Genomic DNA, 23,810 nt, shown 5'->3' on the forward strand with positions numbered 1-23,810 from the left:
TATGAACCATTATAATACAACTTTTTCATCCTTGTACAATAAACGGCATGGTTCCATTTTCTATAAAACAGTCTCCTCGTAGTATACCCTTTCTTTCTGATATGAAAAAGGAAAAGATGTCCTTCATGAAAAAAACCCTATTATCAAAATAGGGTTTAAACGGATTCTTTATTGATTTCAATATGAAACGGTTTTTGTTCCGTTGGCGGATTCACTAAAATTTCATCAAGCACTTCCTGGAACGTCTTTACTGCAATAATCTCGATCCCGTCAATCTGCTTTAAGATCGCCTGCTGATTTTCATATGGGATAATCACCTTTTTCGCACCGGACTGCTTGGCCGCTTTTATTTTCGGAATGACGCCTCCGATGGGTTTCACAAGACCGTTCAGGCTGATTTCGCCCGTCATCGCAACGGTATTGTCAATAGGAATTTTGTGTATCGCCGAGAAAATTCCCGCCGCCATCGCAATGCCTGCTGACGGCCCATCAATCGGAATCCCTCCTGGGAAATTGATGTGAATATCATAATCAGAAGGCTTCATTCCCATTGTCCGGAGCACGGTTAATACATTTTCAACCGAACCCTTCGCCATGCTTTTTCGCCTGATCGATTTTGATTGGCTGCCGATGCTTTCTTCTTCAGCTATTCCTGTGATGTTAATTGATCCTTTATCTTGAGCCGCGGTTACACTTACTTCGATTTCCAGAAGCGATCCGCTGTTAGGCCCATAGACTGCAAGCCCATTTACAATGCCAACCTGTGGTTCAACGCCGATTTTTTGCTCGTGCTTTGGAGTAAGCTGACTGGAGTGAATGACCCATTCAATATCCTCAATCGTAATGTCCTTTCGATTCTCCGTTACAGCCATCCCCGCTGCGATTTGAATCATATTGACGGCTTCCCGCCCGTTCCGCGTGTAGCTGGTCAAAAGATCCAGTCCTTCTTCGGAGATATTTTTTTCAATTTTATCCGCTGCTGTTTTGGCAACCGTTTTCAACTCGTCCTTTTCAAGCTCGCGGAAAAAAACCTCCAAACAGCGGGACCGGATAGCTGGCGGAATTTCGTTTGGCATTCTCGTGGTCGCGCCAATCAAGCGAAAATCAGCCGGCAGCCCATTTTGAAAAATATCATGAATATGATTCGGAATTTGTGTATTTTCCTCACTGTAATACGCACTATCTAAAAAGACTTTTCTGTCCTCAAGCACCTTCAGCATTTTATTCATTTGAATAGGATGCAGCTCCCCTATTTCATCAATAAACAGCACACCGCCATGGGCATGGGTGACAGCTCCCTGCTTCGGCTGCGGAATCCCAGCCTGTCCCATCGCTCCGGCCCCTTGGTATATCGGGTCATGGACAGAGCCGATGAGCGGATCGGCAATTCCTCTTTCATCAAAACGGGCTGTTGTCGCATCGAGTTCCACAAAAACAGCCTGCTCTTTAAACGGTGATTGTTTATGTTTTTTTGCTTCTTCCAACACAAGCCGCGCAGCAGCCGTTTTCCCAACTCCCGGTGGCCCATAGACAATCACATGCTGAGGATTTGGCCCACATAAAGCCGCCTTTAATGCTTTAATGCCGTCTTCCTGTCCGACGATATCTTTAAAGCTTTTGGGGCGGACCTTCTCAGATAATGGCTCGGACAAGCTGATAGCGCGCATTTTCCGAAGCTGCTCCATTTCCTTCTTTGATTCTTTATCTATCGTGACCTTTTGTGTCCTTTGATTTTTAAGCAAATTCCAAAAATACAAACCGATGATGATCCCAAAAAACAGCTGAATAAATAACGCGATCCCTGTCCAACTCATGGTGGTCCCTCCTGAAAAACAATTTATGTATCCAATTCATTCCTCTGATTGCTAGTATCTCCCATAGAAGACGGGAATAAACGTTTTTCCGGAAGAGTTGCATGCAAAAAAAACCTCCTGAGTGTTACCACTCAGGAGGTTTGTGCTTATCTTTATGCAGATGTTTTATCTTGGCTTACCTCAGTGCCGTCTTTCAATAAGAGGCGAGGAGGCTCTCCGTGTGTCACAGTTGCCCCGGTAATTACACATTTTTCAATGTCATCACGAGAAGGCAGCTCAAACATCACATCAAGCATGATGCCTTCAATGATAGAACGGAGTCCGCGTGCTCCAGTCTTGCGTTCAATTGCTTTTTTAGCAATTTCAGAAAGCGCTTCTTCTTCAAACTCAAGCTCAACGTTGTCAAGCTCAAGCATTTTCTTGAATTGCTTAACAAGAGCGTTTTTCGGTTTTGTTAAGATCGCAACCAATGCTTCTTCGTCAAGCTTTTCAAGGCTTGCAATAACCGGAAGACGTCCGATAAATTCAGGAATTAACCCGAAACGGAGCAAATCTTCAGGAAGCACTTTTGAAAGAAGATCTTCTTTCTCAAGATCAGCAGCTTTATTGTCGGCACCGAATCCAATCACTTTTTGGCCTAAACGGCGTTTGATGATTTGTTCGATACCATCGAAAGCTCCGCCGCAAATAAACAAAATATTTGTTGTGTCAATTTGAATGAATTCTTGATGAGGATGCTTACGTCCACCTTGAGGCGGTACGCTTGCCACTGTACCCTCAAGAATTTTAAGCAATGCCTGCTGTACACCCTCACCTGACACATCACGTGTGATAGACGGGTTTTCAGATTTTCTAGCCACTTTATCGATTTCATCAATATAGATAATGCCTTTTTCGGCTTTTTCCACATCATAATCAGCAGCTTGGATGAGCTTCAAGAGAATATTCTCTACATCTTCACCCACGTATCCAGCTTCAGTCAAAGATGTAGCGTCTGCAATTGCAAACGGCACATTTAAAATGCGAGCCAATGTTTGCGCCAGAAGGGTTTTACCGCTTCCCGTAGGGCCGATTAATGAAATATTACTTTTTGAAAGCTCAACATCATCAACTTTGCTGTTAGAGTTAATGCGCTTATAGTGATTATACACAGCAACAGCAAGTGATTTCTTCGCTTGATCTTGGCCGATGACATATTCATTCAAAATTTCGCGAATTTCCTGAGGCTTTGGTACGTCTTTAAATTCTACTTCTTCTTCTGTTCCGAGTTCTTCCTCTACAATTTCAGTGCAGAGTTCGATACATTCGTCACATATATATACACCAGGTCCAGCTACAAGCTTACGAACCTGATCTTGTGTTTTTCCACAGAACGAGCATTTTAATTGTCCTTTTTCCTCGTTAAATTTAAACATTCTTTCACCCCTTAATCTTGTCTCACTTTTTCTTTTACCGGCAGAGCAAAAGAAAATGATTCTTGAAACGAACGAGTATGTATTGCATTTTACCATACTTTCCAAAAAGACGGTAACAATGTGTTTCTGACTTGCACATTCTATATGTATGACAAAAAACAGCCCTGCATTAACTATATTGCCCCAAGAAAAAGAGATAACTCATAATTGTACAAAACAAGGCACGAATGATTCGCGCCCTGTTTTATTAGTACTATTATTATGCACCATATTAACGGTTTTCTACAAGAAAATCAATTGCTTTGCGAACTTTTAAATCTTCTTTCATCGCGTCAGTAGAACCGATGGCTTGTTTAATATTTTCAACAGGCATGTTGTATGCTTCAGCCATTTTTGTAAGCTCAGCATCAACTTCCTCATCTGATACTTCAAGGTTTTCCGCTTTCGCAATCGCCTCAAGAGTCAGGTTAGATTTTACGCGTTTTTCAGCATCTTCTTTCATTTGCTCTTTAAGCGCAGCTTCATCTTGGCCTGAGAATTGAGTGTAAAGCTCAAGGTTCATGCCTTGCATTTGCAGACGCTGTTCGAATTCTTTCAGCATGCGGTCAAGCTCAGTGTCGACCATTGCTTGCGGAACATCGATTTCAGCGTTTTCAGAAGCTTTCAGAACAAGCTCTTCACGCAATTTAGCGTCAGCTTCGTTTTCTTTTGCTTCTTCTAAACGTTTCTTTGTTTTTTCAGTTAATTCAGCAAGTGTTTCCACTTCTTCATCGATATCTTTTGCGAATTCATCGTCAAGCTCAGGAAGCTCTTTCGCTTTGATTTCGTGAATTTTCACTTTAAACACAGCTGGTTTGCCTGCAAGCTCTTCAGCGTGGTATTCTTCTGGGAATGTCACTTCAACATCTTTCTCAGCGCCTGCTTCAAGACCGACTAACTGATCTTCGAAGCCAGGGATGAATGAGCCAGATCCTACTTCAAGAGAGTAGTTTTCAGCTTTTCCGCCTTCGAAAGCTTCGCCGTCAACGAATCCTTCGAAATCAAGAACAACTGTGTTTCCTTCTTCAACAGCGCCTTCTTCTTTTACAACAAGTTCAGCTTGACGCTCTTGAAGGGCTTTTAGTTCGTTTTGAACATCTTCGTCAGTTACAGTTGTGTCGTCTTTTTCAATGCCCAGGCCTTTGTATTCGCCAAGCTTCACTTCAGGTTTTACTGTTACTTTCGCAGTGAAGATTAAGCTTTCGCCTTTTTCGATTTTTTCAACATCGATTTCAGGACGGTCTACAGGCTCGATTCCAGCTTCTTCAACCGCTTTAGGGTATTCTACAGGAAGAAGAATATCCAAAGCATCTTGGTAAAGAGCTTCTACGCCAAAGCGCTGTTCGAATAATCCGCGAGGAATTTTACCTTTACGGAATCCAGGAATTGAAACTTGTTTTACTACTTTTTTAAATGCATCATCAAGTGCTGTTTTAAACGTTTCAGCATCAACTTCAACCGTTAAAACGCCTTCGTTGCCTTCTTGTTTTTCCCATTTTACAGACATGTGTTTCCCTCCAAAAATCTATTCAGATTGTGTCGGTCTTCCATTCTAAAGCAATCATTCGGCTTCGTCCAACAAAAACAAAGCTGCCAAAGATCAGAATCATTATGTATAGATGTTAATAATGAACTGCAAAGCCTGTCCAACCGTATTTCTTATAACCCGTTATACACAAATACAACCACTATATTATAACATAACACATAGCGCTTTCAACTATATGGCGCGATTTACAAATAAGAAATTTCTTCAATATCTTTTAACATTGTGCAAGCTTCATCGAGTTCTCTGTCGGTAAATTCATAAATCATATGAAGTTCTTCTCTTTCAATTTCAATCCCGTGCATCTCGTAACCGACTTTATGCAGGGCAGCCGCCCAAAGGTCAGCCGACAGCAATTTCGGCTGGAACGGATATAAAACGTACAAATGTCTTCTCCACAATTCTTCTACTGCCGCATATAAGGTTGGATTTTCATTTCCAAGTGTCTCATCCAGCACCCTGAGAACACGGTGCAGAATCGGGGCGGCATCAGGCGGAACAATCTCAGACGGTTCAATTGTCAACGACTCGCCAAATTTGCTAATGTGTACAGGTTTACTGTACTCATGCTCAGCCAACAGCATGACTATCATCGTTTTGATAATCGGATGGGCTGAGGGGTCTTGGAGGATTGTTTTGAGCAATCCTGTATACTTTGCTACGTTACGGTCTTTTAAGGAATGGATGAGATTCATTTGCTCCTCAGGGCTTGCCAGCACTTTCTCGGTGTCAATTGTATCCTCATATTCTTCGGCCCAAGCCTCGTCCTCACGATCTGGATCGGTCATTTTCCGGCTGAAATCCAGCAGCTTATAAAATTGCTCGGCGCTTTCTGCCGGCAGCTGATTTTCTTCCAAAACGGCTTCAATGGTGCTTTTTACTTCCTCGTATTTTTTGAGCTGAATTAAGATGGTCATGTACACCTGCAAAACCGTAAAATAATGGCCATAACCTTCTTTGAGCATCTTCTCGCACACGCTTTCTGCCTCTTCCAGCTCGCCCAGCTCTAAAAAGCAGATGGCCATCCCTAAGTGAAGATCGGATTCAGTATCATCATATTTCATCGCTTCTGAAAACAGTTCAAGCGCTTCTTGATACTTTTTTTCCTTGAGTGATGACATCCCTTTTTCCACAAGGCGGTCTTTCAGATGAGGAAAAGGAATAATTTTTGCGTTTTTCTTGTCATGCGTCATACCTATATTCCTTTCAGGCATTTATTTTGTTCAAGTGTATCAACACCTGTGAACAAAAACAAGAAATGAAAGGTTTCACCAGGCAAAAAAAGCCGCCGGACAAATACCGGCCGCTTTTTCAGGCTTGAAGCCAAGAGCTTCTTTGTGATTCAAATTGCTTGATTTCATCTTCCAGCAGCAGCGTTAATGAAATTTCATCATATCCGTTGATCAGCATCTCTTTCCAATGCGGATCAACTTCAAATGAAATTTGATTGCCTTCACTATCATGAATCAGCTGCTTTTCAAGGTCAACAGTCATTTGCAATGACTGGTTTTCATACTGGCCGACAAGCTGTTTCCAATTGTCATATGGCATGCGGATCGGAAGCATGCCGTTTTTAAAGCAGTTCTGATGGAAAATATCAGCGAATGACGGCGCAATGATAATTTTAAACCCATAATCATCAAGTGCCCACGGAGCGTGTTCACGCGATGACCCGCAGCCGAAGTTTTCTCCTGCTATTAAAATGGAAGCTCCTTGATAAACAGGCTGGTTTAATTCAAATTCAGGGTTCGGTTCACCATTCGCATCATATCTCCAGTCAAAGAATGCAAAACGCCCGTAGCCTGTTCTTTCAATCCTCTTCAAAAATTGCTTAGGAATAATCTGGTCTGTATCCACATTGATCCGATTTAATACGGCTGCTTTCCCCGTATGTGATTTCAAAGGTTCCATCTCGCGCACTCCTTACACAACTGTTTTTTCCTGATAAAACTTTCTGACATCAACGAAGTGTCCGTGAATGGCAGCCATCGCAGCCATTGCCGGGCTGACGAGATGTGTTCTTGCACCTTTTCCTTGTCTGCCCTCGAAGTTGCGGTTAGAGGTTGATGCACAGCGCTCTCCCTCAGGAACAACATCATTATTCATACTCAAACACATGCTGCATCCTGACTCTCTCCATTCAAATCCAGCTTCCAAGAAAATCTGGTCAAGCCCTTCTTTTTCAGCCTGAAGCTTCACGCTTTGGGATCCGGGCACGACGATGGCCCTTACGCTGTCAGCTACCTTCTTCCCTTTGATCATGTCAGCAGCCTGTCGAAGGTCAGTCATGCGGGAATTTGTGCAGGAACCGATAAATACGTGCTCCACTTTAATGTCTTCAATTTTCTGATGAGGAGTCAGTCCCATATATTCATAAGCGCGAATCGCTTCTTTTTTATCATCTTCTGCAGAAAAGCTTTCCGGCGCAGGAACTTCAGAATCGACAGGAAGAACCATTCCCGGGTTAATGCCCCATGTCACCATAGGGGAAATTTTGTTGCCGTCAAGGACGATAGATTTATCGTAAACAGCGCCCGGGTCTGTGCGCAGCGCCTTCCATTCCTCTACGGCCTTGTCAAATTCTTCGCCTTTTGGCGTGTACTTGCGATTTTTGCAATATTCAAACGTCACCTCGTCAGGTGCAATCAAACCTGCTCTTGCTCCTGCTTCAATTGACATGTTACAAACAGTCATTCGTTCATCCATCGTCATATTTCTGAATACTTCCCCAGTGTATTCAATGACGTAGCCTGTGCCGAATTTAACACCGTATTTGCCGATGACAGCAAGGATGACATCCTTTGCCGTTACCCCTTTTTGAAGCGTTCCATCTACGCGCACTTCAAGTGTTTTTGGACGTTGCTGCCAAAGTGTCTGTGTGGAAAGGACATGTTCAACTTCACTCGTCCCGATTCCAAATGCAAGAGCGCCGAAAGCGCCATGTGTTGATGTATGACTGTCACCGCACACAATCGTTTTCCCTGGAAGCGTTAAGCCCAATTCAGGGCCAACGACATGGACAATCCCTTGATCCACGCTGTGAAGATCGGCAAGGCGCACGCCAAATTCCTCACAGTTTCTTTCAAGCGCCGTTACTTGGCGTTTCGCAACTTCATCCTTTATCTCAAAACGATTGACAGTTGGGATGTTGTGGTCCATTGTCGCAAATGTGTTTTGGGGTCTTCTGACCTTTCTTCCCTTTTGTCTCAAGCCTTCAAATGCCTGAGGAGACGTCACCTCATGAATGAGGTGCAAATCAATATAGAGAAGATCCGGCTTTCCCTCACCATGTTTTACAATATGCTGATCCCAAATCTTTTCGATGATTGTTCGAGGCATCATCTTTTATTTCCTCCCTCTACCTAGAGCTAAGACCGCTTAACGTAAGCTGTCACACATTAGAAATTGTATTTTCACTCATGATTGCTGCCTTAACTTCCTCTGTAATGGCCTGAGTGCTGCTGAACTCTTCACCCCGTGCCAAGTCTCTTGTTCTTTTTCCGGAAGCCAAGACTTTGTTTACCGCATCTTCTACAGCTTTCGCTTCCTCTTCAAGCCCGAAAGATGTTCTCAAAAGCATTGCCGCTGACAATATGGCTGCGAACGGATTTGCCATCCCTTTACCGGCAATATCAGGCGCGGAGCCATGAACAGGTTCAAACAGATGAAGACCAGAGCTTGATAGGCTGGCTGACGGGAGCATTCCGAGCGAGCCTGTAAGCATGGACGCTTCATCGCTTAAAATATCACCGAACATATTTTCAGTCACCACAACATCAAATTGATTCGGTGCATAAATTAGCTGCATGGCCGCGTTATCCACAAGCATGTGCTCAAGCTTCACATCAGGAAACTCTTGTGCAACGTCCTCAGCCACTTCACGCCACAGCCGGCTTGATTCAAGAACATTCGCTTTATCTACAGAGGTCACTTTGCCTTTTCTGGCTGCCGCCATTTTGAAGCCCTCTCTGATCACCCGTTCAATTTCCGTTCGCTTATAAAACAGTGTATCTACTGCTTCCTGCTCACCTTCAGTGTTTACATAGCGTTTGCTCGGCTGGCCGAAATACAAGCCGCCTGTGAGCTCACGAACGATAACGAAATCAACATTATCTATATATTCTTTTTTCAAAGGCGAAGCGTCAGAAAGGCTTTCAAATACCTTCACAGGCCGCAAATTCGCAAACAAATCAAGCTGTTTTCTGATGCTGAGCAGCCCTTTTTCCGGTCTCAGTTCCGAAGGATTTTGATCCCATTTCGGTCCGCCGACAGCGCCAAGCAATATCGCGTCTGCATTTTTACAAGCAGCAACGGTTTCCTCCGGGAGGGGGTTATGATGTTCATCAATAGCCGCCCCTCCAATCAGGCCATATTCAAATTCAAATTCATGGTTAAAGCGTTCGGCAACACTTTTCAGTACGTCTGTCGCTGATTCTAATACTTCAGGGCCGATCCCGTCTCCGGGCAATAGAGCAATACGTTTCTTCAAGTTAACCGTTCTCCTTTCTTTTATGATCCGACAGCTGTGTGGTTTTTCAACCCACTCATATTCGACTGGAAAACCAATTGACGGTTTACTGCGTTCAAATAGGCTTTCGCTGATGCTTCTAATACGTCTTGCGCTATGCCCCGCCCTGCTGATTCTTTTCCGTTCACCAAAACTCTTACATACACCTGGGCAAATGCATCTTCGCCTTTTCTGTTAGACTGAATGCGGTAGTCTAAGAGCTCCACGTCCTTATCGATGCAGCGCTCAAGCGTATTGTAGATTGCTTCCACGCTTCCAGCTCCAGTTGCAGCTTCCTGAATAAGCTCTGCGTTTTCTTGATTTTTCAAAGATAGAGTAGCCGTAGGGACCTGACTTGTTCCGTAATGTACTTGCAGAGAAAGAAATTCATACCCAATCTTGCGATCTGTTACTTTTTCTTCTAAAATAAGAGAAACAAGATCCTCATCAGTGATTTCTTTTTTCTTCTCAGTCAACTCTTTGAACATCGTAAAGAATTTATTAATCTCTTCACTGTCAAATTGGAATCCTAAAGCAGTCAGCCGGTCTTTAAATGCGTGGCGTCCGGAATGTTTACCTAGGACAAGCGCATCTGCGGTTACGCCGACAAGCTCCGGTGAAATAATTTCATAAGTCGATTTTTCCTTTAAAAAGCCGTCCTGATGGATGCCTGATTCATGAGCAAATGCATTATCTCCAACAACCGCTTTGTTGCGCGGGACAGCCATGCCTGTCAGTTTGCTTACTAAATCACTTGTTCTCTTAATCTCGTTCAGAGTAATACCTGTTTCGACTTGGTAGAAATCTTTTCTGGTATGGAGGGCTACGGCAATTTCCTCTAATGCCGCGTTTCCGGCTCTTTCACCGATCCCGTTCACAGCGCATTCGATTTGATCAGCGCCATTTTCAATCGCAGCAAGAGAGTTTGCGACTGCCATTCCCAAATCATCATGACAGTGGGCTGAAAGCTTTGCTTTGTGAATGTTCGGAACGTTTTCTTTCATATATTTAAAGATATTTCCGTATTCCGCCGGGGCCAGGTAGCCGACAGTGTCCGGAAGATTGATAACACTGGCGCCTGCGTCAATCACTTTCTCGACGATTTCTGCTAGAAACGGCAGTTCAGTGCGGCAGGCATCTTCAGCTGACCATTGCACAATCGGAAAACGTTCTTTTGCGTATTTCACCATTTCAACCGCTCTTTCAATGACTTGCTCACGTGTCATTTTCAGCTTGTGCTTCAAATGAATGTCCGATGTGGCGATAAAAACATGAATTCTCGGATGAGCACCTTCTTTTAACGCTTCCCAAGCAGCATCAATATCACCTTTTACACAACGGGCCAGACCAGTTACTGAACAATTTTTAATGGTTCTTGCGATTTCCTGAACAGCTAAAAAGTCACCTCGGGACGAAGCGGGAAATCCCGCTTCAATGATATCTGCCCCGAGTCTTTCGAGCTGCTTAGCTATGGCAAGTTTCTCCTGTGTATTCAAGTTCACTCCAGGGGACTGTTCACCATCACGAAGCGTCGTATCGAAAAAATTAATTTTGCGCAACGGAGACCACCGCTTCCTTCTTCTTGCCTTGTTTCACAAACGGCATCATTTCACGAAGCTTTCTTCCCACTACTTCGATTTGATGTTCGTTCTCGCTTGCATTGATAGCGTTGAAACGAGGACGGTTTACTTGGTTTTCGACGATCCACTCTTTTGCGAATGTACCGTTTTGGATATCTTTTAATACTTCTTTCATAGATTCTTTTACTTTAGCGTCCACAACGCGAGGGCCTGATACGAAATCTCCCCACTGTGCTGTGTCAGAGATTGAATATCTCATTCCTGCAAGTCCTTCTTCGTACATAAGGTCTACGATTAATTTCAGCTCATGAAGGCACTCGAAGTATGCAAGTTCAGGCTGATAACCTGCTTCAGTTAATGTTTCAAATCCGGCTTTGACAAGCGCGCTTAATCCGCCGCAAAGAACTGCTTGCTCACCGAACAAATCTGTTTCTGTTTCTTCTTTAAATGTCGTTTCTAATACGCCCGCTCTTGCGCCGCCGATTCCTTTAGCATAAGCGAGGGCTTTGTCTCTTGCTTCTCCAGTCACATCTTGATAGATTGCGAACAATGCAGGTACGCCGGCTCCTTGCTCATATGTTCTTCTTACCAAGTGTCCCGGGCCTTTAGGCGCCACTAAGAATACATCTACATCCGCCGGAGGAACAATTTGATGGAAATGCACGTTAAATCCATGAGCGAATACTAATGATTTTCCTGCTGTCAATTCATCTTTGATTTCAGCTTCGTATACTTTTTGCTGCTGCTCATCCGGAAGCAGAACCATGATGATTTCGGCTTGGGCTGCCGCTTCTTTTACTGAAAATACTTTATGTCCGTCTTCTTGGGCTTGAGTGAAAGATTTTCCTTGTCTAACACCGACGATCACGTCTACTCCGCTTTCTTTAAGGTTCAGGGCATGTGCGTGGCCTTGCGAACCGTACCCGATAACCGCTACTGTTTTTCCAGCCAATACGTTCTCTTTGATATCACCGTTATAATATACTTTTACCATTTCAATCTCTCCCTTGTTATGTTTTATACAATAGATATTGTTTTATTGGATGACGCCTTTTGCTGGGTTCCCCTCGCAAAAGCCGTTGTACCTGTTCTCGCGATTTCTTTAATGCCATAAGGTTTTAATAACTCAATAAGCGCTTCAATTTTGTTAGATTCACCCGTCACCTGAACAACGATGCTGTCTCTGCTGACATCAACGACAGAGGCTCTAAACGGTTCTATGATTCCATTAATCTCTGTTCTCGTTGAAGGTGCGGAGACAACCTTGATTAAGGCCAGCTCCCTCTGGACAATCGATTGATTTGTGATGTCTGTAACTTTCAGCACATCAATCTGTTTGTTGAGCTGTTTCGTTAACTGTTCAACATCATTTTCTCCTTCAACATGAACGACGAAGGTGATTCTGGAAACGCCGGCTGTTTCTGTGTGTCCAACTGTAATGCTTTCAATGTTGTAATGCCTTTTTGTGAATAGACCGGTGATCCGGTTTAGCACCCCGGAGCGGTTCACCACAGTCAATGTGATAATTCTTTTCAAGGTTTCACCCCCACCATTTCATGCAGCCCTTTCCCCGGAGCCACCATCGGGAATACTTTTTCTTCGCTGGCAACCCGCACGTCAATGACAACAGGTTCTCTTGATGTCAATGCCTCTTCCAGCTTTTCCTTTGCTTCCGCTTCTGATGAAATTCTGATGCCTTTAATGCCGTATGCTTCGGACAATTTGACGAAGTCAGGCTGAGAAGCGAATTTAGATTCTGAATAACGTTCTTCATAGAAAATTTCTTGCCACTGTCTGACCATTCCGAGACAAGCGTTATTTAAAATCACTACCTTGACCGGAAGATTTAATTCGCGAATAACATCGAGTTCTTGAAGCGTCATTTGGAATCCGCCGTCTCCGACAACCGCGACAACAGTAGCATCTTTTTCGGCCAGCTGTGCGCCGATCGCCGCCGGAAGACCGAATCCCATCGTTCCAAGTCCGCCTGATGTGACCCATTTATCTGCTTTTTGGAACGGATAAAATTGCGCTGACCACATTTGATGCTGGCCTACATCCGTTGCGACAATGGCCTCTCCTTTTGTAAATAGATGAATATATTCAATCAATTTCTGAGGTTTAAAACCTTCTTCTTCATTATCTACATACCAGAGCGGATACTCTTCTTTCCATTCGGCGAGCTGTTTTTTCCATTCGCTTGAATCGCTTTGTTTGCCGTCTTGTTTGATCAGCTCCTGCAGGACAATTTTGCTGTCTCCGACTACAGGAATCTGTGTTTTCATGATTTTTCCGATTTCAGCTGGATCAATATCGATGTGGGCAATCTTTGCGTTTCTGGCAAAGTGTTTCAGGTTTCCTGTGACACGGTCATCAAAACGGGCCCCGATACTGATTAATAGATCACATTCATGAAGGGCCATATTGGCTGTATAAGTACCGTGCATTCCCGCCATCCCCAGGAAAAGCGGATGGTCAGCCGGGAAGCCTCCGAGTCCCAAAAGGGTGTGTGCCACAGGGATTTGCTGCTGTTCAGCATAATTTTTTAATTCTTCTGACGCTTTTCCGTGCAGTACGCCCGCACCCGCCAGGATCACCGGTTTTTTCGCACTGCTCACGGCTTCCACAAGCTTGCGGATCTGCAAATAATTCGGCTCTGTTGTCGGCTGGTATCCCGGGAGATTCATCTCATGATCGTAGCTGAATTCTCCTTCAATTGTTGCTACATCTTTCGGAATATCAATCAATACAGGTCCGGGTCTTCCGGTTGTTGCAATATGGAACGCTTCTTTAATGATGCGCGGCAGATCTTCCGGCTGGCGAACCTGGTAGCTGTGTTTTGTTACTGGCATCGTAATCCCTAAAATGTCCGCTTCCTGAAATGCATCGCTCCCGATTACAGAGGTTGCTACCTGCCCTGTAAAGACGACTAACGGCAATGAATCAATCATGGCATCAGCAAGGCCTGTAACAAGGTTTGTCGCTCCCGGTCCTGACGTGGCAATGACGACACCCGGTTTTCCGGAGACCCTTGCGTATCCCTCCGCTGCATGAATTGCGCCTTGTTCGTGACGGGGAAGGATATGTACCAACCCTGAATTGTATAGCTTATCGTAAATCGGAAGCACAGCCCCGCCCGGATAACCGAAGATCATTTCTACTTTCTCTTTTTTTAATGATTCAATCAGCATTAATGCTCCGCTCATCGTCTGTGTACATTTGGCAGATGCTGAATCCACCTGTACATTAGTCCCCATTTTAGTTCCTCCTTTTGGATTTTCATCCTCTAAAGATCAATCTTTTCATTAGCTAGATAGCTGATTATTCAATAAAAAAAGCCCTTCCGCCCACAATCAGCCGCGCAGTAACTGCGATAGCTAAAAGGGGCGAAAAGGCTTTTCTTTCCGCGGTACCACCCTTGTTTACGGCCTGTTAATCGGCCGTCTCATGGATATTTCTATCCGCTTTAATAACGAGTGAATCAAGTTCACCCGGCCAAGTCCTACTGTCATTTCAGACTGGCACTCTGAGGCGAGTTCACCTTGTAAAGCTTCGCCGGTTCTCAGCTAACCCGGTTCTCTGTGGAAAGCTTTATCAAGGCTACTTATCCTCATCTGCGCTTTTCATATTCAGCCTTCGGAACGGCTTTCCAGCTGTTCAAGAAGGTCGTTCGTTTTTCATTTTTTTAGAATCATACTGCGATGATTTTCGCTTGTGAAGCTTGCGTTTATCTTTTGTTGAACTCATATTACGCCGCTTTGGACGCAGTGTCAACAGCATTTTTTAAAATTATTAGACAATTTTGATTAATCAATCTATATTGTATACGCTTTCATTATTGGTACAAAAGGAATTGCAAACGTTAAAAGTTTTTATAATTTTTTTATTAATCTATCAAGAATACACCAGAATTATTTAATTTTATATAAACATGTAAGATTTTATAACACGCTATGGTTCGTATATGGATTGAGTCTGACAGATCATCTTGCAATCCATTTCAATTTCGGATAGGCACCCCTATTATTCCCCGGCATACATTAATGGTATCTTGCAAAGAAAAGGTGATACGATGAATAAATCATTAGCAGACATGCAAGGATTCCCTGCAGGCTTTCCAAGCTTCCCGAGCTTTCCGCAGCAGTACTATCCTGCTGTCCCTTCCTTTTACCAGCAAAGCCATCAGCCATTTGGAGGCTACGGATACGGACAGCCGTTCAGCCAGGCATATAGCCCGTTGACCACTCCCTCTGCTATGTACTCCTCTTATCCATACACTTCAGATTTTTTCGGGCAGCAATTTTCTGGCACTGGCTTCAGTGGCCATAGCGGCGGGTTCAGTATTCCGGCGACACATGTCGGCGGTTTTAGCGGAACAGCCGGTGTGCATGGAGGCTTTAGATATTAAAGAAAACTGCAAGGGCCGAACACGATTTCGGCCTCTTTTTTGCTTTCAAGCATCTTTTAAAGGTCATACATTCCAAAAAGGCTTCAATACTGTCAGATTATCTGTCTTTATAGTTGGAAACAGGATCGAATATGATTAAGATGAATGTTTGAGGAGGAATAAAATGTATATAAAACTAGATGATTTAACTGGTCATCAGGTGGTTTCACTGGTGAATGAGCATTTACATAGCATGACGCTTATGTCCCCGCCGGAAAGCATCCATGCCTTAGGTTTAGAGAAACTAAGAGGCCCTGGAATAACATTTTGGAGTGCATGGGAGGGTGATGAACTAGCCGGTTGCGGAGCGCTAAAAGAACTGGACAGCCGGCACGGAGAAATCAAATCAATGCGAACATCTGCATCACATTTAAGAAAAGGCGTTGCCAAACAAATTCTCCATCATATCATTGAAGAAGCTGGAAAGCGAGGCTATGAGCGGTTAAGCTTAGAAACGGGTTCAATGGCTTCATTTGAGCCGGCAAGAAAGTTGTATGAAAGCTTCGATTTTCAGTACTGTGAACCGTTTGCAGACTATGTTGAAGATCCAAACAGTGTGTTTATGACGAAGGAATTGTGAGACGGCTTTATAAGGATAGATAAGTGCAGGGGAAGGTCTGTCTTATCTATCTTTTTTTATATTCACACATTTTTCACCTTTATGATACACGCCAATGTTTTCAATTTTGTTTAATTCAAAGAACAGCGGGAATTACAAACGACATGAACGATATCATGCAAATTCATAAAGGAGGAGATTGATATGAAAAGCATAGTTGGTGTATACGATACCCCGCAGGAAACCATCGCAGCGATTGAAGGCTTACTCACAAAAGGCTATGATTCTGATGACATTTCTGTTGTGACAAGCCGGCGAGATACAGATTATTTGGAGTCACGTACAGGAACAGAAGTCAATCAAGCTATCGATGCACATCAGGACGAATCTGAATCTTTTTTCGATAAACTGAAAGATTATTTCACAATGGATGACACTGCTACACACAGCAAAGCATTATCCGACTTGGATATTAAAACGGATGAAATAGACAAGTATCAAGAAGATTTGGATGACGGAAAACTCCTGGTAGCCGTCGATACAGATGCAGATGTAAATGCTCCTATTGATAACAAAAATGCCCTTTCAGGCGGCTTTTCAAGCACAAATGAAATGGCGGATTATACAACGAAAGAAGAAAAAACGATGCCGCTCCGAGAAGAACAGCTGAAAGTCGATAAGGAAGACGTTCAAACCGGCGAAGTAGAAATAGGAAAAGAAGTGAAAACAGAAAAAAGAGATATGGACATCCCGGTGAGACATGATGAAATTTATGTCGAACGTCGTCCAGTGGATGAAAACAAAACGGATGCTTCTCCCGTCAACGATTCGGAAGAGATCAGAGTTCCAATCGTTGAGGAAAAGCTGGAAGTGACTAAAAAGCCGGTTGTCACTGATGAAGTGGTTGTCGGCAAACGCACCGTTGAAGAAAATGAACATATTTCTGAAACTGTGAAAAAAGAAGAACCTCGTCTGAATAAAGAAGGAAAAGTTGACGGCTTGGATGATGATCCGTTAAATAACAAATGAAAATCATAGACCGACAACAAAAAACCTCAAATCCAATTAGGATTTGAGGTTTTTCTTTTGGTACGTCCCAGGAGAGATTCGAACTCCCGACCGACGGCTTAGAAGGCCGTTGCTCTATCCAGCTGAGCTACTGGGACACGTTTTGTTTTTTTGTTTTTTGCTTTAACTATCAGCGACAAGATTTATTATATATGGGATGCAATAATAAGTCAACGGTTTTTTAGAATTTTTTTCATGAGGAAGAAAATTTTCTTCCTCATGACATTTTCATAGTGTGACTCGGTTTTGCAGATCCTCAATTTCATTGCCTGCTTGGTCGTAAAAACGGACTGTCGCAGCATCATTTTTTAATGTCAGTATAGCATAGCTTTCTGTCCTGCGCACCCTCGGAAGCCGGATGCTGCCTGGGTTAATCATCAGTTTTCCGCGCAGCACTTCGCTTCCCGCGATGTGCGAATGCCCGAAGCAGATCACATCCGCTCCGAGCACCTCTGCACGATAGTATACGTTTAACAAGGTCTGTTTTATACCGTGAAGGTGGCCGTGTGTGACCAGTATTTTTCTTGAGCCGGCATTCAGAAGAAGCTCGTCCTTAAAATCGCCGGCAAAATCGCAATTGCCTTTTACAACCGCATAAGGCTCCAATGCAGGATGCCTCGTTTCAAGCTCAGAGTCCCCGCAATGAATCATGAGATCAACTTCTGCCTCATGCCGTTTCGCAATGGTTTGGAGTTCTTCTTCAAGCCCATGGCTGTCACTGATAATCAGCACGTTCATGTACAAGCTTCCTCCTTATGCCTCCAAAAGCTTAGACAGCTTTTTAAGCGCGTCAGCCCTATGGCTGATTTTATTTTTTTCATCACTTGTCAGTTCAGCCATTGTCTTATCTTTATCTTTCACGATAAAGATAGGGTCATAGCCAAAGCCATATTTTCCTCTCGGTTCTTCGGCAATATACCCTTCAACATGGCCTTCGACTGTTTTTGTTTCCTCTCCGGGAATACTCACGGCCAGTGCGCAGCGGAAACGGGCGGTGCGCTGTTCTTTTTCGATACCTTTCAGCTCGCTGAGCACTTTTTCGATATTTGCCTGGTCGTCTTTCTGTTCCCCTGCATAGCGGGCTGAATAAACCCCGGGTCTGCCGCCAAGATTATCGATGGATAGACCGGAGTCGTCCGCAATCACCATTTTGTTCACTGCTTTGGCAACAGCTTCCGCTTTCAGAATGGCATTTTCTTCAAATGTATGGCCTGTTTCTTCAATTTCTTCTGTGAACCCAATTTCAGCTAGAGATTTGACATCATAGCCTTTTGGCTCAAGAATTTCTTTGAATTCCTTCACTTTTCCCGGATTATGTGTTGCAATAATTGCTTCTTTCATGATGATCAAGCCTTTCTGTCTTTATTTCAGTTCTGGCAGAGAATCACCCAGCACTTCTTTTTGCTTGTCAATCAGCTCTTGAATTCCTTTTTCCGCAAGACCCAGAAGACCGTTCAGATCCTCTCTTGAAAAAGTCGCCTCTTCCCCGGTTCCCTGCAGCTCCACAAAACGGCCGCTGCCTGTCATGATGACATTCATGTCAACTTCAGCGGAGGAATCTTCTTCATAATTTAAATCTAACAAAATTCCCTGTTCCTTATCAATTCCAACAGAGATCGCAGCAAGAAAATCAGTGATCGGATTTGTCTTGATTGTTCCTGCTTTGATCAGCTTGCCAATCGCAATCGCCATAGCAAGAAATGCGCCTGTAATGGAAGCTGTTCTAGTTCCTCCATCAGCTTGAATGACATCACAGTCAATCCAAATCGTCCGTTCACCGAGCTTTTCCAGATCTACAACAGCTCGAAGCGCGCGGCCGATCAGGCGTTGGATCTCCATTGTTCTGCCGGAAATTTTCCCCTTAGAAGATTCTCTGATTGTTCTTTGGTTTGTTGCCCGCGGCAGCATGCTGTACTCTGCTGTAATCCAGCCTTTCCCTCCGCCCCGCAAAAACGGCGGTACGCGGTCCTCAACAGACGCGTTGCAGATTACCTTTGTATTTCCCGCTGTTATTAGAACAGAACCTTCCGGATGGCTGATAAAATCCAAATCGAATGTGATTGGACGCAGCTCATCGTGTTGTCTTCCGTCATGTCTCATGTTTTACCTCCGATTGTATGTACATAAACCATTTTTGTCCCGGAATTGAATAAAGAAAGAGGCAGCCGGAACGCTAACCTCTTTCTTTCTAGTATATCAAAAATCCCAATTTAAAAACTACCCGTATTCACTTGAGAAGGTCTGGAGACCGGTTCTGTGAGCTTTTCGCCTTTTTCATTTACAAGCTCTGATTTTCCGTTCACTTTAACAGAGACGCTTTTTACATCCGGCTGCTCCGTTAACGTCAGCACAATGCTATTCAGAACTTCTGAAGAAATCATTTTCGTCTTCTCATCGGCACTGCCGAATATAGATTGATTGAAATCCAACGTCACGCGCCCGTCTTTGATTTTCGGTTTGCTGACCAGCTTTACATCTTCACTGAAGTCTGTTAACAGCCCGCTCACCTTGCTTGGCCCTTTAGCCAATTCATTGATGGCTGCCGTGATGTCGTCTTTTTCCGAATTGTCGATTCGTTTGGTCACCGGCACGTAGTATTCACTGTCTTCGTTTTCCGCCAAGTAGTAGACTGTCAGCGGATGGGTAGCAGTGAGATCATTTACACCGGCTGTCTCCAAATTAATGCCGTCTTTGCGGCTTAAATCATCTGAGATCGGCGTCCCTCCTACAGGCATCTCCTTCAGTTCATGCCCGTTTATTCTCAGCTTCACTTTATCTATCGAACTAAATTGCGTCAGCGTCCACGTTACAGACTGAACGATTTTCTGTTCGTCTTCTTTCTTATAATTTTTGAACTCATTAGAGAAATCAGCTATCGCGGTTCCATCTTTTTTGATGTCAACGTTAACGGTGGTGTCAGCCGGCAATACAGCTCTGAAGCCATTCGGAAGAATTTCAGACACAGGCCCGCCCTGTACGAGGTATTCAAGCGCCTGCTTAGCCGTGCTCTCACTTTTAGGGAGAGGCAGCGTTTGCGCAACAACATACCCGTTTTTATCAATGAGATAAAGCTCCCTCATAACAGTAGATGAGGCTTGATCCGCTTTTGCGGTATCGCTTTTTTCACTTTCTGTTTTTTTGGCTGCTGTTGTATTTGAATTGGCACCCGCTTCATCGTTCACGAATGTAACGTCTTGAGGCGGATCAATTTCCTCGGCTGCCTTATCAGATTGAAACAAACCGCATCCGGATAAAAGCAAGGCAGAGGTGAGACAAGTGGCACCAATGACTGCAGGTCCTTTTTTCAGCATACTTTTCCCTCCTAAGGATGTTTGTACTATTATGTATACGAGCCTCTTTAGGAAATAGACCGAAGAATTCCGGCTAAACAGAAAAAAACCCGCAACATACCGTTGCGGGGAAAACTATCTTCTAATCGGTTCTTGCAGTGAGATGCACTCCACATGGCCCACCTCATGGCCAAACCAATCGTCTGCGATTTTCGCAAACTGATCACGCGCTCCTGTTGTCAAGAACTGATGATCAGGGGCATTCGCAGACTGGTTCAGCAGCCCTTTATACGAGAGAATCGTGCTGACTTCCCGGGCTGTTTCATCGCCGGACGAAATAATGTTAACGTGTTCTCCCATATATCTTTGAATGGCTTCTTTCAAAATGGGATAGTGGGTGCAGCCTAAAATCAGCGAATCAATCGATGTATCTTTTAACGGATACAGCGAGGTTTTGACAATCTCGTCTGCTGTTTTGTCGAGAAACTTCCCGCTTTCCACAAAAGGCACAAGCAGCGGGCAGGCAAGGTTTTCAACCTTCAGATCGGGATTTAATGCCAAAAGCGCCTCTTCGTACGCATTGCTCTTAATCGTATTCTCTGTGCCGATGACACCGATATGCTGATTATCCGTCACTTTTATCGCTGCTCTCGCACCAGGCTGAATCACTCCGACCACCGGTATACCGACGCTTCGCTGGATGTCATCCAATGCGATCGCTGTTGCTGTGTTACAGGCGATCACGAGCATTTTGATGTGGTGGTTTTCGAGTAAATAATTCGTCAGCTCCCACGTATATTGAAGCACCTCTTCTTCAGGGCGCGGCCCATAAGGACACCGTTTCGTATCCCCGACGTAGATAATATTTTCTTTAGGTAGCTGTCTCATGATTTCCTTCGCAACGGTTAAACCGCCAACCCCGGAATCAATGACTCCTATTGGTTGTTCCAACAAAATCGCCTCATTTTCTCTTCATTTCATGCTGCAGTTTCATCAAAGATTTTTCGAAGATGGCTATTTCTTCATCTGTAAACGATTCGAACATATCACGCAGATATTCCTGTCTTTTTGTAATGACCTCTTGGATAATCCGTTCTCCTTCAGGCAGCAGATGTATCCGGACAACACGTCTGTCCGCCGGGTCCTTGACCCGCTCAACAAGCTCATTTTTTTGCATGCGGTCGATTAAGTCTGTTGTCGTGCTGCATGCCAGATACATTTTGCCCGATAATTCACCGATTGTCATATCTCCTAATTCATAAAGCCATTGCAAGCCGACAAATTGCGGCGGCGTAATCGCATATTGGTTAAGGATTTCTCGTCCTTTTTGCTTAATGATCGCGGCAATGTGGCGGAGTGACTTTTCAATATCCGCAACATGCTCCAAAGGTTTTGATGTCATTTGTCCATCCCTCACTCAAGGATCTCTTACGCACAAAAGCGTTCCGTGTCTATTTTCCTTCTTTTTTGAAGAAAATGCAAGACTCGCAGGAGAGAAATAGAGGACTTTAGTCAAACAACATCAAGAAATAAAATTTAATTTATGACTTGCCTACGTTTTGCACAGCATTCCAAATATGGTTTCGAATGTTCCAAACAAACAGCAATAACCGGCTCCTTCCAAAAGAAGGAATACCGGCAAGAATTAAAGCTCTAGCTCACCCATTCTAAGAAGCTCAACAACGGCTTGCGAACGCCCTTTCACACCCAATTTCTGCATGGCATTTGATATGCATATCTATCGCAAACTAAAACAATAATAATCACTTGAATTTATAATGGAAATCGACTGTTCCATCCTCGTATATTACAAGTTTATCAATAAGCGCTGAAAATGCTTCGAATAAATCCTGATCAGTTCTTTCCAGCTGCGCGAATGCATTCTTTATATTTGATATGTCGATTGTTTCTTCTTCCTCACGCTCAAGCATGAACAGCTTATCGTTCAGTTTTTCAATTTGTTCTTCAAGCTCTTTTCGCTTCGCCTGGAATTCCGCCTTAGTGATCAACTGATCTTCCAAGTACAATTCGATTAGACGTTTTTTCTTGTTTTCTGCGTTTTCAATTTCTATTTTCGTTCGCTTGATCCGGTTTTTCTTCTGCTCTTCAAAATCAGATTTTACATCCAGTTTTAACTTCTTGCCCTTTTGTTTCAGTGTTTTAATAACAAAAGCCCGCAAGTCCTTATATTGCATCGGAGCATGGTTTACACAAAGAGCAGTTCCACCTCGTCTGTAGGCGCTACACTTCAAATAATTAAACTCTTTCTTCTCACGTTTCTGATTGTATTTGTACGACGGCAGCACAACCATATTGCAACCGCACACACCACATTTCATCATTCCCCGTAGCTCATTCCGAGGGTTAAAACGCTTTTTACGCATCTTGTGTTCTTTGTTATTAGCTTTCTCATACTCTTCTTCTGATATGATCTTAGGACACCAGTCTTTGTAAACAGTCCATTTTTCTTTTGGGTTGCGGATAAATTTTTTCCGTCCGCCTATTTTGACTTGAGTATGTCTATTGGCAATAAACAAGCCACAATAAATAGGATTCTTTAAAATCGTTTGTACTGTGGACAGCTGCCAAAACTCAGTCTTTTGAGGCTTTACAATGTTTCCAAGTGCCAATTCTTCGTTAAGCTTGAGAACGATCCTTTTATGTCCATATCCATGATTATTATGAAGATCGAAAATAAAACGTACGACTTTTGCTTCTTCTTCATTGATAGCTAGGAATTTACCTTCTTTCTTAAATCCAAAAGGTACACGGCCGGAATGTTCACCACGGCGGGCTTTTGCTGCTAGTGCCCCACTGGCTGCCACTGAAATTGTTTGAGGGTATTGAGCTGCAAACATTGAAAACATTTCAAATTTCATTGAGTTTTTGCCTTCATATAGGCTATCGTAGCCCTCTTCAAGCGTCACAACTCTTACACCGTGAGCCAATAAAACCTCTCGAATTTCAAGGGCATCTTTAAGATCACGCGCAAGCCGGCTGATTGATTTAAAAACAACCATCTTCAGCTTTCTTTTTTGCGCCTTATCTAAAATGAGTTGCATTGCTTTTCGATCAAGCAGCACTGTTCCGCTTATCCCATCATCTAATTGGATTGCTTCATCTTTCCATTCGTAATTATTTTTCTCAATCCAATGATGACAAATATCAATTTGGTTGGCTATTGATGTCACCTGTTCATCTTTTTCTGAGGAAACCCGTGCGTAAACTGCATAAGGGTAATCTTCATATTTGATGATCTCCTGTGTTTCTGTCTCTTTGAAGAACACTAAACCACCCCATTATTTTGCATTTGGTACATTTTAGTGTGATTATAGCATAATGATTACGAACCTCCTATACTTTTCCGGTTGTTTTTCGAACATTTGTTCCTGTATAATTTGTTCAGGGAGTTGATCAGAATGAACGAGGGTATTTACGATAAGAGATGGGAACAAAAATTTATTTTACCTGAGCAAAGGGCAGCGCTATTAAATAGGAAGAAACAAGTCCAAAAAATTGAAAAACCCATCCTAGATGAATACCAA

Annotated in this window: 21 protein-coding genes, 1 tRNA gene, 2 pseudogenes and 1 other annotated feature; of the genes and pseudogenes, 4 read left to right on the forward strand and 20 right to left on the reverse strand. The window is 43.5% G+C overall.

Annotation, left to right across the window (positions count from 1 at the left end):
* Positions 1-155: 155 nt before the first annotated feature.
* The 11 genes from lonB to ilvB all read right to left on the reverse strand — a co-directional run bounded on the left by lonB (position 156) and on the right by ilvB (position 14,158).
* Positions 156-1,814 (reverse strand): ATP-dependent protease LonB, encoded by a 1,659-nt coding sequence (lonB, locus tag NSQ09_RS19870; RefSeq protein ID WP_004398923.1) that lies wholly within the window; start codon positions 1,812-1,814, stop codon positions 156-158.
* A 152-nt stretch (positions 1,815-1,966) separates the two neighbouring features.
* Positions 1,967-3,229 carry an ATP-dependent protease ATP-binding subunit ClpX gene (gene clpX, locus NSQ09_RS19875; RefSeq protein ID WP_003229613.1) on the reverse strand — a complete coding sequence of 421 codons (1,263 nt, stop codon included), beginning with the start codon at positions 3,227-3,229 and terminating at the stop codon, positions 1,967-1,969.
* 271 nt (positions 3,230-3,500) lie between these two features.
* The gene (gene tig / locus NSQ09_RS19880; RefSeq protein ID WP_014477565.1) at positions 3,501-4,775 is read right to left on the reverse strand and encodes a trigger factor; all 1,275 of its coding nucleotides are present in this window, start codon (positions 4,773-4,775) and stop codon (positions 3,501-3,503) included.
* 227 nt (positions 4,776-5,002) lie between these two features.
* The gene (gene ddcA, locus NSQ09_RS19885; protein ID WP_144452774.1) at positions 5,003-6,007 is read right to left on the reverse strand and encodes a DNA damage checkpoint antagonist DdcA; all 1,005 of its coding nucleotides are present in this window, start codon (positions 6,005-6,007) and stop codon (positions 5,003-5,005) included.
* Positions 6,008-6,125: 118 nt separating this feature from the next.
* Positions 6,126-6,725, reverse strand: coding sequence for a 3-isopropylmalate dehydratase small subunit (gene leuD / locus NSQ09_RS19890; protein ID WP_014480472.1), 600 nt, complete (start codon positions 6,723-6,725; stop codon positions 6,126-6,128).
* Positions 6,726-6,737: 12 nt separating this feature from the next.
* The gene (leuC, locus tag NSQ09_RS19895; protein WP_003229604.1) at positions 6,738-8,156 is read right to left on the reverse strand and encodes a 3-isopropylmalate dehydratase large subunit; all 1,419 of its coding nucleotides are present in this window, start codon (positions 8,154-8,156) and stop codon (positions 6,738-6,740) included.
* A gap of 49 nt (positions 8,157-8,205) precedes the next feature.
* Positions 8,206-9,303: a 3-isopropylmalate dehydrogenase gene (gene leuB / locus NSQ09_RS19900; RefSeq protein ID WP_015251530.1), complete on the reverse strand. Its 1,098-nt coding sequence runs from the start codon at positions 9,301-9,303 to the stop codon at positions 8,206-8,208.
* Positions 9,304-9,323: 20 nt separating this feature from the next.
* On the reverse strand, positions 9,324-10,880 hold the full coding sequence (locus tag NSQ09_RS19905; protein WP_087614649.1) for a 2-isopropylmalate synthase: 1,557 nt from the start codon (positions 10,878-10,880) through the stop codon (positions 9,324-9,326).
* Positions 10,867-11,895: a ketol-acid reductoisomerase gene (gene ilvC, locus NSQ09_RS19910; protein WP_003222549.1), complete on the reverse strand. Its 1,029-nt coding sequence runs from the start codon at positions 11,893-11,895 to the stop codon at positions 10,867-10,869. Before ilvC ends, NSQ09_RS19905 begins: the two co-directional genes overlap by 14 nt.
* 23 nt (positions 11,896-11,918) lie before the next feature.
* Positions 11,919-12,437, reverse strand: coding sequence for an acetolactate synthase small subunit (ilvN, locus tag NSQ09_RS19915; RefSeq protein WP_004399096.1), 519 nt, complete (start codon positions 12,435-12,437; stop codon positions 11,919-11,921).
* Positions 12,434-14,158, reverse strand: a complete 1,725-nt coding sequence (gene ilvB / locus NSQ09_RS19920) for an acetolactate synthase large subunit (RefSeq protein WP_017697216.1) — start codon at positions 14,156-14,158, stop codon at positions 12,434-12,436. Before ilvB ends, ilvN begins: the two co-directional genes overlap by 4 nt.
* 122 nt (positions 14,159-14,280) lie before the next feature.
* Positions 14,281-14,527: a binding site (T-box leader), on the reverse strand.
* Between the two features lie 446 nt (positions 14,528-14,973).
* Between ilvB and cotQ the strand changes: the two genes are divergently transcribed.
* The 3 genes from cotQ to NSQ09_RS19935 all read left to right on the forward strand — a co-directional run bounded on the left by cotQ (position 14,974) and on the right by NSQ09_RS19935 (position 16,936).
* A complete protein-coding gene (gene cotQ, locus NSQ09_RS19925) occupies positions 14,974-15,309 on the forward strand; it encodes an inner spore coat protein CotQ (protein WP_024572292.1) in 336 nt (111 codons plus the stop codon).
* A gap of 163 nt (positions 15,310-15,472) precedes the next feature.
* Positions 15,473-15,928: a GNAT family N-acetyltransferase gene (locus tag NSQ09_RS19930; RefSeq protein WP_121591034.1), complete on the forward strand. Its 456-nt coding sequence runs from the start codon at positions 15,473-15,475 to the stop codon at positions 15,926-15,928.
* A 183-nt stretch (positions 15,929-16,111) separates the two neighbouring features.
* Entirely contained in the window at positions 16,112-16,936 is an 825-nt protein-coding gene (locus tag NSQ09_RS19935; RefSeq protein WP_041052480.1) for a YsnF/AvaK domain-containing protein, read from the forward strand.
* Positions 16,937-16,999: 63 nt separating this feature from the next.
* Here the strand turns inward: NSQ09_RS19935 and NSQ09_RS19940 are convergent.
* From NSQ09_RS19940 to NSQ09_RS19980, 9 genes and pseudogenes are all read right to left on the reverse strand, one after another.
* Positions 17,000-17,073, reverse strand: a tRNA-Arg gene (locus NSQ09_RS19940).
* A 130-nt stretch (positions 17,074-17,203) separates the two neighbouring features.
* Positions 17,204-17,713: a metallophosphoesterase gene (locus tag NSQ09_RS19945; protein ID WP_041052482.1), complete on the reverse strand. Its 510-nt coding sequence runs from the start codon at positions 17,711-17,713 to the stop codon at positions 17,204-17,206.
* 15 nt (positions 17,714-17,728) lie between these two features.
* Entirely contained in the window at positions 17,729-18,325 is a 597-nt protein-coding gene (locus tag NSQ09_RS19950) for an XTP/dITP diphosphatase (RefSeq protein WP_080317101.1), read from the reverse strand.
* Positions 18,326-18,337: 12 nt separating this feature from the next.
* Positions 18,338-19,075: a ribonuclease PH gene (rph, locus tag NSQ09_RS19955; protein WP_003246039.1), complete on the reverse strand. Its 738-nt coding sequence runs from the start codon at positions 19,073-19,075 to the stop codon at positions 18,338-18,340.
* Between the two features lie 110 nt (positions 19,076-19,185).
* Positions 19,186-20,286 carry a spore germination protein GerM gene (gene gerM, locus NSQ09_RS19960; RefSeq protein WP_003229578.1) on the reverse strand — a complete coding sequence of 367 codons (1,101 nt, stop codon included), beginning with the start codon at positions 20,284-20,286 and terminating at the stop codon, positions 19,186-19,188.
* 114 nt (positions 20,287-20,400) lie between these two features.
* A complete protein-coding gene (gene racE / locus NSQ09_RS19965; protein WP_015251521.1) occupies positions 20,401-21,219 on the reverse strand; it encodes a glutamate racemase in 819 nt (272 codons plus the stop codon).
* 7 nt (positions 21,220-21,226) lie between these two features.
* Positions 21,227-21,667, reverse strand: a complete 441-nt coding sequence (locus tag NSQ09_RS19970; protein WP_003229573.1) for a MarR family winged helix-turn-helix transcriptional regulator — start codon at positions 21,665-21,667, stop codon at positions 21,227-21,229.
* 243 nt (positions 21,668-21,910) lie between these two features.
* Positions 21,911-21,997, reverse strand: a pseudogene (gene gerE / locus NSQ09_RS19975) (spore germination transcription factor GerE); the annotation flags it as partial.
* A 31-nt stretch (positions 21,998-22,028) separates the two neighbouring features.
* Positions 22,029-23,552 carry a recombinase family protein gene (locus tag NSQ09_RS19980; RefSeq protein WP_341032476.1) on the reverse strand — a complete coding sequence of 508 codons (1,524 nt, stop codon included), beginning with the start codon at positions 23,550-23,552 and terminating at the stop codon, positions 22,029-22,031.
* Between the two features lie 132 nt (positions 23,553-23,684).
* Here NSQ09_RS19980 and NSQ09_RS19985 point away from each other — a divergent pair.
* A pseudogene (locus tag NSQ09_RS19985) lies at positions 23,685-23,810 on the forward strand (YolD-like family protein); the annotation flags it as partial.

The sequence above is a fragment of the Bacillus sp. FSL W8-1202 genome, assembly GCF_038006165.1.
GTDB lineage: Bacteria > Bacillota > Bacilli > Bacillales > Bacillaceae > Bacillus > Bacillus subtilis.